At 41.7% G+C, this 9959-nt stretch carries 13 protein-coding genes; all 13 read left to right on the forward strand.

Features of this window, described 5'->3' with window-relative positions:
- Positions 1 to 180 precede the first annotated feature (180 nt).
- The gene (gene flgB, locus ACH0QE_RS11825; protein ID WP_041967253.1) at positions 181 to 576 is read left to right on the forward strand and encodes a flagellar basal body rod protein FlgB; all 396 of its coding nucleotides are present in this window, start codon (positions 181 to 183) and stop codon (positions 574 to 576) included.
- 2 nt (positions 577 to 578) lie between these two features.
- Entirely contained in the window at positions 579 to 1028 is a 450-nt protein-coding gene (gene flgC, locus ACH0QE_RS11830) for a flagellar basal body rod protein FlgC (protein WP_102262189.1), read from the forward strand.
- Between the two features lie 45 nt (positions 1029 to 1073).
- Positions 1074 to 1352, forward strand: a complete 279-nt coding sequence (fliE, locus tag ACH0QE_RS11835; RefSeq protein WP_415800857.1) for a flagellar hook-basal body complex protein FliE — start codon at positions 1074 to 1076, stop codon at positions 1350 to 1352.
- Between the two features lie 77 nt (positions 1353 to 1429).
- Positions 1430 to 3022, forward strand: a complete 1593-nt coding sequence (gene fliF, locus ACH0QE_RS11840) for a flagellar basal-body MS-ring/collar protein FliF (protein ID WP_415800849.1) — start codon at positions 1430 to 1432, stop codon at positions 3020 to 3022.
- An 11-nt stretch (positions 3023 to 3033) separates the two neighbouring features.
- Complete coding sequence (gene fliG / locus ACH0QE_RS11845; RefSeq protein WP_023614895.1) at positions 3034 to 4050, forward strand: flagellar motor switch protein FliG; 1017 nt, start codon at positions 3034 to 3036, stop codon at positions 4048 to 4050.
- Positions 4034 to 4804: a flagellar assembly protein FliH gene (gene fliH, locus ACH0QE_RS11850; RefSeq protein WP_415800850.1), complete on the forward strand. Its 771-nt coding sequence runs from the start codon at positions 4034 to 4036 to the stop codon at positions 4802 to 4804. The genes fliG and fliH overlap by 17 nt, the downstream gene beginning before the upstream one ends.
- Positions 4804 to 6117, forward strand: coding sequence for a flagellar protein export ATPase FliI (fliI, locus tag ACH0QE_RS11855; RefSeq protein ID WP_415800851.1), 1314 nt, complete (start codon positions 4804 to 4806; stop codon positions 6115 to 6117). Before fliH ends, fliI begins: the two co-directional genes overlap by 1 nt.
- 7 nt (positions 6118 to 6124) lie before the next feature.
- Complete coding sequence (gene fliJ / locus ACH0QE_RS11860) at positions 6125 to 6571, forward strand: flagellar export protein FliJ (protein WP_415800852.1); 447 nt, start codon at positions 6125 to 6127, stop codon at positions 6569 to 6571.
- A 4-nt stretch (positions 6572 to 6575) separates the two neighbouring features.
- Positions 6576 to 7175, forward strand: coding sequence for a MotE family protein (locus ACH0QE_RS11865; protein ID WP_415800853.1), 600 nt, complete (start codon positions 6576 to 6578; stop codon positions 7173 to 7175).
- 29 nt (positions 7176 to 7204) lie between these two features.
- Entirely contained in the window at positions 7205 to 8431 is a 1227-nt protein-coding gene (locus tag ACH0QE_RS11870; protein WP_415800854.1) for a flagellar hook-length control protein FliK, read from the forward strand.
- A 10-nt stretch (positions 8432 to 8441) separates the two neighbouring features.
- Entirely contained in the window at positions 8442 to 9065 is a 624-nt protein-coding gene (flgD, locus tag ACH0QE_RS11875) for a flagellar hook assembly protein FlgD (protein ID WP_415800855.1), read from the forward strand.
- Positions 9066 to 9082: 17 nt separating this feature from the next.
- The gene (locus tag ACH0QE_RS11880; RefSeq protein WP_215031665.1) at positions 9083 to 9472 is read left to right on the forward strand and encodes a TIGR02530 family flagellar biosynthesis protein; all 390 of its coding nucleotides are present in this window, start codon (positions 9083 to 9085) and stop codon (positions 9470 to 9472) included.
- Between the two features lie 80 nt (positions 9473 to 9552).
- Positions 9553 to 9959: flagellar hook-basal body complex protein (locus ACH0QE_RS11885; RefSeq protein WP_415800856.1), on the forward strand; the 407-nt coding region annotated here is incomplete at its 3' end.

Below are 9959 nucleotides of genomic sequence, written 5' to 3' on the forward strand. Positions count from 1 at the left end.
AAACTGATAGGTCTTTTATCCTATTTTTAAAAATGAGCATTATGCATGATAAAAATTAACTGAAAGTACATAGACAGATTATTTCAGATTCTTTACAATTAGGAATATAATGACGAAATTCAGCAAGGAATTACAAAATTCAGCAAAATAATCCAGTGTGGCAATTGTGGGGTGCAAAAATTGAAGTTGTTTTCAAACACTGTATCAACCCTCGAGCATGCGTTGAACTATTCTTCTGCGAAGCAAAAAGTCATTTCGCAGAATATAGCGAATGTTGATACACCGAACTATAAAGCAAAGGACGTGTCTTTCAAGGCTGTATTTCAGGATGTGATGGGGAAATCCTTTCAAGCGAATAGATCAGATGCCCGCCATTATGAATTCAGCAGCAAAGCGAGTCGTTTGCCTGGAGTCGTTACTAATCCAAACGTGAATTATAACGAGAATGGGAACAGCGTTGATTTGGATAAAGAAATGGCCGATCTGGCTACAAACCAAATTTACTATAATGCGCTGACTGAGAGGATTAATGGGAAATTTAACTCTCTCCAAACAGTCATAAGGGGAGGTAAGTAAGAATGACCATGTTTCATAGCATGAACACGACTGCATCTGCGTTAACTGCCCAGCGTCTCAGAATGGATGTCATTTCTTCCAACATGGCGAATGTAGATTCTACTAGAGGTGTAAATGGAGAGCCATACCGCAGGAAAATGGTCGTCCTACAACCTAAGGAAGGAAACTTTTCTTCATTCCTTAATAAAGCAATGGGGAAAACAGACGGATCAGGGGCGGGAAATGGAGTTAAAGTATCGAGAATAATAGAGGACAGGGAAAATCCTCTTAAGATGGTATATGATCCTGAACATCCAGATGCAAATCAAGAAGGGTATGTTGCGTATCCCAATGTCGATCCATTAAGGGAAATGGTGGATTTAATAAGCGCGACACGATCTTATGAAGCAAATGTCACAGTTTTCAACGCCTCCAAGGGAATGATGATGAAAGCCCTTGAAATAGGAAAATAAGGAGAGAACTAAATGAACTCAGCTGGGATTAATTCTGTTAGCCAAATGGTCAGGCCATTTGATACAAAAGTGTCTACTCCCACACCTACACCATACGAGGCACAGAAAAGTTTTTCGTCCGTACTTAAGCAATCTATTGAAAATTTAAATAAAACTCAGCTTCAGTCAGATGCAATGACAGAAAAACTGGCTCGTGGGGAAAACGTTGACCTCCATCAGGTAATGATTGCGAGCCAAAAGGCGAGCATTACACTGCAGGCTACAATGGAAGTCAGAAACAAAGTGGTTGAAGCATATCAGGAAATGATGAGAATGCAAGTTTAATAATATGAGCTAAAAACTAAGATTATATCGGTTATTAGCTGTATAAAAAGAAGAGACTTAATAACCGGGGGATTGAAATGAAAGAAACCGTTCAAAAGTATATACATACAATGAAGGATTTCTGGCAAGGGCGCACCAGAAAGCAAAAAATCAGTCTTGGTGCGTCTATTTTCTTTGTTTTGACAGTAGCCGTCCTTACAGCCTTTTTTACCTCGAGGACTTCCCTTGAGCCGCTTTATAGCAATCTTTCTCCAGCCGAGACAGGAAGTATCAAAGAAAGCCTTGATGCAAGGGGCATAAAATCTGAAATTGCTGATGGAGGAAATACAATCCTTGTTCCGAAAGAATCGGTTGATAGCTTGAAAGTTGAGCTGGCAGCTGAAGGAATTCCTAAATCGGGAAGTATCGATTACTCTTTTTTTAGCCAGAATGCCGGCCTCGGTATGACAGATAATGAATTCTTTGTTTTAAAACTGGATGCTATGCAAACAGAGCTTGCTGATTTGATGAAAGGAATAGATGGCGTTAATGATGCGAAGGTAATGATTAATCTGCCTGAAAAAGGGATATTTGTTAGCGATAATGAGCAGCCTGCATCGGCATCCATCGTACTAAATACAAGCCCTGGTTATCAATTCAAGGAAGATCAAATAAATGCACTCTATCACTTAGTGGCTAAAAGTGTTCCGAACCTTCCTACAGATAATATCGTCATCATGAATCAATATTTTGAGTACTTTGATCTAAAAAATGAAAATAATTCCAGCGGAGCCTCTTTTGCTTCTCAACATCAAACCAAACAGCAAATTGAGAGAGATGTGCAAAGGCAGGTCCAAAATTTGCTTGGAACTCTTATGGGGCATGACAAAGTAGTTGTTTCCGTTACCGCCGATATAGACTTTACCCAGGAAAACAGAGAAGAAAACATCGTTGAGCCTGTTGATAAAGAAAATATGGAAGGAATCGCAATCAGTGCCCAACGAATTACTGAAACCTTCACTGGGAATGCAGATCAGGCTGGTGGAATTCCAGAAGGAGGAAACCCTGGTGAAACCACTGGGTCTCAATACCTTGAGGGAGCAACTGGCAACGGAGATTATGAGAGAGTCGAAGAAACAATTAATAATGAGGTCAGCAGAATTCGCAAGGAAATAACCGAGAGTCCATACAAGGTGAGAGATCTTGGGATTCAGGTGATGGTCGAACCGCCAACTCCAGATGACCGTAATTCATTGCCGCAGGAACGTGTAGACGATATTACAAAAATTCTTGGTACTATCGTCAGGACTACCATTGATAAAGAGTCGTTAGGCGAAGAGCTGACAGATGAAGTGATTGAAGATAAGGTCGTTGTATCGGTGCAGCCGTTCAATGGAAAGTTAACCTTCGAAAACCAGGTTGTTGAAAAGCTGCCATGGTGGGTATACCTGGTTGGCGGATTATTGCTAGCAGGTATTGTCATCTTATTACTTCTATTTATGAGATCAAGAAAGAAAGAAGTAGAAGAAGAATATGTAATGGAAGAAAAATATGAGCAAATTCGAGTTCCTGATGTGAACAAGGAATTTGAAACAGAAGGCACCATGAAGAAAAAGCAGCTGGAAAAAATGGCGAAAGAAAAGCCAGAGGATTTCGCAAAGCTATTGCGAACTTGGATTTCTGAGGATTAGGAGGAGGACCAATGGTGAGGAAAGACCAAAAGGAATTAACAGGAAAACAGAAGGCAGCAATCCTCCTGATCTCGCTTGGCCCAGATGTTTCTGCGTCAGTTTATAAGCATTTAAGTGAAGAAGAAATCGAGAAGCTTACACTCGAAATCTCAGGTGTGAAGAAGGTCGATTCGCTGGCCAAGGAAGAAATTCTGGAAGAATTCCACAGCATTGCCCTTGCGCAGGATTACATCACGCAAGGTGGAATAGGCTACGCGAAGACGGTGCTAGAAAAAGCATTAGGGACCGACCAGGCCGCTGTGATCATCAACAGATTGACATCATCACTGCAAGTAAGGCCGTTTGATTTTGCTCGAAAAGCGGATGCGGGGCAAATTCTGAATTTCATTCAAAACGAGCATCCACAAACAATTGCACTTATACTTTCTTATTTAGATTCGGCACAAGCAGGCCAGATTTTATCTGAACTACCGCAAGACGTCCAGGCTGATATTGCACGCCGTATTGCAGTGATGGACAGCACATCACCAGAAATTATCAATGAGGTCGAGCAAATCCTGGAAAGAAAGCTTTCAGCTACTGTTACTCAGGACTATACGCAAACTGGCGGTATTGAGGCTGTAGTGGATGTATTGAACGGAGTGGACCGTGCAACCGAACGCACGATTCTAGATGCACTTGAAATCCAGGATCCTGAACTGGCCGAGGAAATCAAAAAGCGGATGTTCGTATTCGAAGATATTGTCACACTTGATAACCGTGCAATCCAGCGTGTTATCAGAGACTGTGAAAACGAGGATCTCATGCTTGCTCTTAAAGTTTCAAGTGATGAAGTGAAAGAAATTGTCTTTAAGAATATGTCTAAGCGTATGGTCGAAACCTTCCAGGATGAAATGGAATTCATGGGTCCTGTAAGGCTTCGCGATGTTGAAGAAGCACAATCCAGGATTGTAGCTATTATCCGTCGCCTGGAAGAAGCTGGTGAAATCGTCATTGCCCGTGGCGGAGGAGATGATATTATTGTCTAGGCTTATCAAATCCCAATACACCAGTAACATGCCTGCAGAAAAGAAGGTCATCTCTATTCGGGTGTTAGAATCATCGGAAAATCAAGAAGTCCCACAGGTCTTCACTCATACAGAAGATGAACGAAGGCTGATCCTCGACAGTGCTGTGATAGAGGCGGATAACATTGTGTCGAAGGCGATTGAGGAAGCAGAGAAGATCCGGCAGCAAGTTTATCTGGAACAGCAAGAATGGGATCAGCAAAAATCTTTATTGGCCGAAGAATCCAGGCAGCTTGGCTTTGAACAAGGCTATCAAGAAGGCAGAGCCCAGGGGTATGAAGAGTACCGCCAAACAATCATATTTGCCCAGGAAACAGTAGATGCGTCGAAAAGAGATTACGAGAATCATATTGAATCCTCAGAAAAGGTGATTCTTGATATCGGAGTGAAAATAGCTGGGAAGATCATCGGGGAAAAGCTAGCTGCAGATGAAGCGTTCCTTCCCCTGGTAAAAAGGGCGTTAAAAAACTCCAGGGATTATAAGGATATTCAGCTGCATGTACATCCTAAATACTATCAGGAGCTGCTTAATCAAAAGGATGAACTTATTGCCATCTTTCCAAAGGATATTGATTTCTATATTTACCCGGATGATGAGCTTGAGGAGACATCGTGCATCATCGAATCTGAAAATGGCAGGGTCGATGCAAGTGTAGACAGCCAATTGGAAGAAATCAAAAATAAGCTGTTTGAAATGCTGGAGAGTGAACAATAGTGAAGGCCGAGGATTTATTGGAACATGTCGATTTTCTGGATAGTTTTAAACGTTATGGACGTGTAAAAAGAGTTGTTGGCTTGATGATTGAGTCCCAAGGGCCTGAAAGTTCAATAGGCGATGTCTGCTTTATTCATGTGGGTACAAAGAAAAAGCGGAAAATCCAGGCGGAGGTTGTCGGTTTTAAAGATGAAAACGTCATTTTGATGCCGTATACATCTCTTCATGATATTTCACCAGGAAGTCTCGTTGAAACGACAATGAAACCACTTGAAATTAAAGCAGGACCGGGATTGATTGGAAAAGTCGTTGATTCGCTAGGTGTTCCATTGGATCAATCCAGCCTGCCAAAAGGATTGGCGTCAGTTCCTACCGAACAAGACCCTCCCAACCCTTTGAGCAGACCGCCAATCTCGGAACCGATAGAAGTCGGAGTCAGGATGATTGACAGCCTGCTGACAGTTGGCAGCGGCCAGCGTGTTGGGATATTTGCCGGTAGCGGTGTAGGGAAAAGTACTTTGCTGGGAATGATCGCGAGAAATACTACAGCAGATCTGAATGTCATCGGGCTGATTGGTGAACGGGGCCGAGAAGTCAGAGAGTTCATCGAACGTGATTTAGGGCCAGAAGGACTAAAGCGTTCGATAGTAGTTGTTGCCACTTCAGATCAGCCGGCATTAATGCGAATCAAAGGAGCCTATACAGCAACAGCCATCGCAGAGTATTTTCGCGACAAAGGATTGAATGTCATGCTGATGATGGATTCTGTTACACGAGTGGCTATGGCGCAGCGTGAAGTAGGTCTCGCAGTTGGAGAACCTCCTACCACGAAAGGCTATACTCCTTCAGTGTTCGCCATCCTTTCAAGGCTTCTTGAAAGGACAGGGACGAATGAATTTGGATCAATAACAGGCTTCTATACCGTCCTCGTAGATGGTGATGACATGAATGAACCTATTGCTGACACAGTAAGGGGAATCCTGGATGGCCACTTTGTTTTAGACCGGGACTTAGCCAATAAAGGCCAGTACCCTGCAGTGAACGTGTTAAAAAGCATTAGCCGAATTATGAACAATATTGTAGCCGATGATCATGTCAAAGCGGCTGAAAGATTGAGGGGATTACTAAGTACCTATATCAATGCTGAGGATTTGATTAATATCGGGGCATATAAAAAAGGCACTTCTGCCGAGATAGATGAAGCGATTATGAGATACCCTCATATTCTTAATTTCTTGAAGCAAGGGACCAATGAAAAAGTCTCAATAAATGAGAGTGTTCAGGCTTTATTGCAGTTAGTAAGGAAAGGTTGATGGATCAATGCGGTATCAATTCAAGTTTGATAAGATCCTTTCACTCAAATCGAGAGAAGTGGACGATGCACAAGTCGTATACCAGGATTCAGTGAAAAAGTTCGAAGAGGCGGCTGACAGACTCTATCATCTTCTAAAGAAAAAGGAAGATCTAGAGAGCTTTCAATCAGACCGGCTGATAGATGGTTTGCCGGTCCAGGAAATACGACACCATCAACAGTTTATCGGCAATCTTGAAAAATCGATTGCCCACTATCAGAAAGTCGTGATGAATGCGAGAAACATCATGAATTATCAACAAGTGCAATTGATGGAAAAAAATCAGGAAGTAAAAAAGTTTGAAAAAATCAAAGAGAAAGACCATCTTCAATTTCTGGCAGATGAAAAGTATGCAGAAAGCAGGATGATGGACGAAGTCTCGATTCAGCAATATATGAACCGGGAAATTAGGTGATTGAATGGCACAGAGCGTGGAGGAAAAAGATAAGCAGGATGGAAACAAGTTTCAATGGTTTTTATATGTGATAGCAATTCCAACCTTGTTTGCGATTGTTATTGCTTTGGTTGCACTTTCAATTCTAGGGATCAATATTTTTGATACAGCGAAGGACATCGGCGGGAAAGTACCCTTTATATCTCAGTTTGTAAAGGAAGAAAAGCCGCTATCCATCGAAGAATTTGAAAAAGATATCATCAGCCTTGAAGCAGAAATTAAAGACCGCGAAGCAAAAATGGAAAAACTGCAGTCTAAAGTCGAGAGCAAAGATACACAGTTAAAACGAATGGAACTGGAAAAAGCACAGCTGCAAGCACAAATTGAGGAATTGACCGCAATCCAGGAGGAAAACAAGCGAGCCTTCCGGGAAATCGTCAAAACCTATGAAACGATGTCAGCAAAGAGCGCCGCTCCGATTATTTCTAAAATGGATACGGAAGAAGCAGTGAAGATACTGACAAACGTTAAGCCAGAATCACTTGCTGCTATTATGGAAAAGCTCCCTGCCGAAGAAGCAGCAAAATATACAGAAATATTGACGAATGAAACTAACGGAAATTAGCTGATGAGAATCTGAGAGGAGGTGAAGATATGGAAATAGGAGGTCTCGGATTTTTTAATACCATTGCTGCTGGAAAACAGAGATTGTCCGAAAAGGCAGGAAATGGGGGAAGCTTTGCCGGATTAATGTCAACAGTCTTATCTGGAAAAGCAGAGTCAATACCATCAACTGAATCTGCGCAGGGCGAAAAAAACCTTGAAAGTCTGGGTGCCTTGGCGGAAATGATCAACATTAAAGACCTTTTAGACTTGGAAGATGGACTGAAGTTGCTGGATGTATTGAATTCAGGCTCTGAAAATCTACTAACTAAGGCGCTGGCGCATTTTGGAATCAACAAAGAGGATTTGAAACTTTTCATCCAAAAATGGTCCGGTAACAGTGAAAATGATATCGAGAGTGCCTCTGAAGATGAGCTATTGTCATCCTTAGCGGCAATAATTACTGGAATCGCCAATCAAAATGGAAATCAATTACTGGTGAAGCTAGAACAAAATGATTTGCAGACATTAAAGGCATTAAAGCTTTTGGAGTTAATGACTAGATATGCTGATGGGAACGAATATAAAAGCACTGATTCTGTTAAAGAATCTCTGAAAAATCTTGGTGAAGAATTAAAGAACCTTTTAGAAACGAGTAAACCAAATCCTCATACGGTTTATTTACAAAAAAGATTTACCCAGTTAGTGAGCGATCTAAACCATGCAAACTCAAAAAAAATAAGTTTTACAGAGAGTAGCCCGGGATTAAAGACGGACGGTCCAGCTGGAACTGTTGCTTATCTCCCACAGATGACAAAGGCAGAGCAATTGATGTTAACAATGAATAGCCCTGAAAGACCGGTTTCTCCTGAGCAATTAATGAAGCAATTTGAATCGATTCTTTCGAAATCGCATTTCATGAACAGTGGGGGAACACAAAAATTATTCATTAAACTATACCCTGAGCACCTTGGCAGCATCCGGATAGAGCTATTCCAAAAGGATCAAACGATGATGGCCAGAATCATTACTACGTCTGGGACGGCAAAGGAAACGCTGGAATCCCAGATTAATGGTCTCAAACAGGCCTTTGCGGCACAAAACCTTACAGTAGAAAGAATTGAAGTGACTCAGCAGCAGGCTCAGCAAGATCGATTCTTGAATAGAGATTCTCAGCAGCAGGAGAGGCAGCCTGACAGAGGGAAGCAGGAAAAGAAAGAAGAAAAAGGCGATTTTAACCTTTCCTTCGAAGAAGCACTGCTAAATACTGAAGAATAGGAGATTGACAATGGTGAATAGTATTAATTCTTCTTATCTGCTGTCGAATCTTCAAAAGGACAGGAAAGCTGGTTCAGATATTCTTGGGAAAGATGATTTCTTGAAAATCCTGATGACCCAGCTTCAGAATCAGGACCCTTTGAATCCGATGCAGGATAAAGATTTTATAGCCCAGATGGCAACATTTTCGACACTTGAGCAAATTACGAATATGGGGAAATCAATTGACCGATTTGTACAGGCAGAACAGCAAAACAAAATGATTTCCTATAGCCAGTTTGTGGGCAAGGAGATTACATGGCATAAGATTGAAACAGCAAATGGCGAGGAAACCGTTCAACAGGGAACTGGGAAGGTAGCCTCTGTGCAGTTCAAAGAAGATACCGTTTCTTTTGTGCTTGAGGATGGCACGATCCTGGAACCGGCGAACATTTCGCAAATTAATGAATTATCAAGTGAAAATCATATGTTGCAGGCCAGTATGTTGATTGGGAAAGCAATTACCTATCTTGATGAAAATAAACAAGAGAAATCAGCAAATGTATTGTCTGTTTCATTTAAGAATGGCAAAACATCTTATTTACTAGATGATGAGACAAGCATCTCTGCTTCACAGATAACAAAAATCCAATAACGTAGGGAAGTGATGTAATGGATAAAACAAATTTTCATCCAATTCATTCACTGCCTGTTAACAGGACACACCATAAACCTGTAAAAGCTAACAAATTAACACAAACACCTTTTTCCTTGCAATTACAAAGTGCAATCCAATCAAAGAATGGACTAACAATAAGTAAGCATGCAACTGAACGGCTGGAGCAAAGGGGGATCAATATTTCCCAGGAGCGCTGGAACAGGATTGAGGAAAAAGTTAGTCAGGCTAAGGCCAAGGGCGTGAGTGATTCTCTTGTTCTGCTAAAGGACGCTGCACTGATTGTCAGTGCAAAAAACAACACCGTCATTACAGCGATGGGACGGCAGGAAGCAGCGGAACAAATTTTCACCAATATAAATGGAACGATTGTTATGGAAAATTAAAATGAAAAGGCTGGACCTTCACGGAGGCCTGGGCTGTGGACCGATTGAAGCAGCCCCCAAATCGAAAGGAGTTTTAAATAATGCTTCGTTCAATGTACTCAGGAATCAGTGGGATGAAAAACTTCCAAACAAAACTTGATGTTATAGGAAACAATATTGCCAATGTAAATACATACGGCTTCAAGAAGGGCCGTGTTACTTTTAAGGATACTATGAATCAAACAATCTCCGGCGCAAGTGCTGCTACAGAGAACAAGGGCGGAAAAAACCCAATGCAGGTAGGACTGGGCTCCACGATTGCGACCATCGATATGATCGACACTCAATCAAGCTTGCAAACAACAGGACGCGCACTTGACCTTGCGATTTCAGGCGATGGCTATTTTGTTGTAAAACAAGGCCAATCCCAAATGTACACCCGTGCTGGGAACTTCTATCTTGATGATAACGGGACATTGGTAACTGGTGAGGGATTGAAAGTACAATC

The organism is Mesobacillus sp. (assembly GCF_047739415.1).
Lineage (GTDB): Bacteria > Bacillota > Bacilli > Bacillales > Cytobacillaceae > Mesobacillus.

Coding starts and splice junctions, on each gene's coding strand:
- fliE (WP_415800857.1), top strand. CDS start 1,074: ATGGTCAGGCCATTTGATACAAAAGTGTCTACTCCCACACCTACACCA.
- fliF (WP_415800849.1), top strand. CDS start 1,430: ATGAAAGAAACCGTTCAAAAGTATATACATACAATGAAGGATTTCTGG.
- ACH0QE_RS11865 (WP_415800853.1), top strand. CDS start 6,576: ATGGCACAGAGCGTGGAGGAAAAAGATAAGCAGGATGGAAACAAGTTT.
- fliG (WP_023614895.1), top strand. CDS start 3,034: ATGGTGAGGAAAGACCAAAAGGAATTAACAGGAAAACAGAAGGCAGCA.
- flgC (WP_102262189.1), top strand. CDS start 579: ATGACCATGTTTCATAGCATGAACACGACTGCATCTGCGTTAACTGCC.
- fliJ (WP_415800852.1), top strand. CDS start 6,125: ATGCGGTATCAATTCAAGTTTGATAAGATCCTTTCACTCAAATCGAGA.
- fliH (WP_415800850.1), top strand. CDS start 4,034: ATGATATTATTGTCTAGGCTTATCAAATCCCAATACACCAGTAACATG.
- flgD (WP_415800855.1), top strand. CDS start 8,442: ATGGTGAATAGTATTAATTCTTCTTATCTGCTGTCGAATCTTCAAAAG.
- ACH0QE_RS11880 (WP_215031665.1), top strand. CDS start 9,083: ATGGATAAAACAAATTTTCATCCAATTCATTCACTGCCTGTTAACAGG.
- ACH0QE_RS11870 (WP_415800854.1), top strand. CDS start 7,205: ATGGAAATAGGAGGTCTCGGATTTTTTAATACCATTGCTGCTGGAAAA.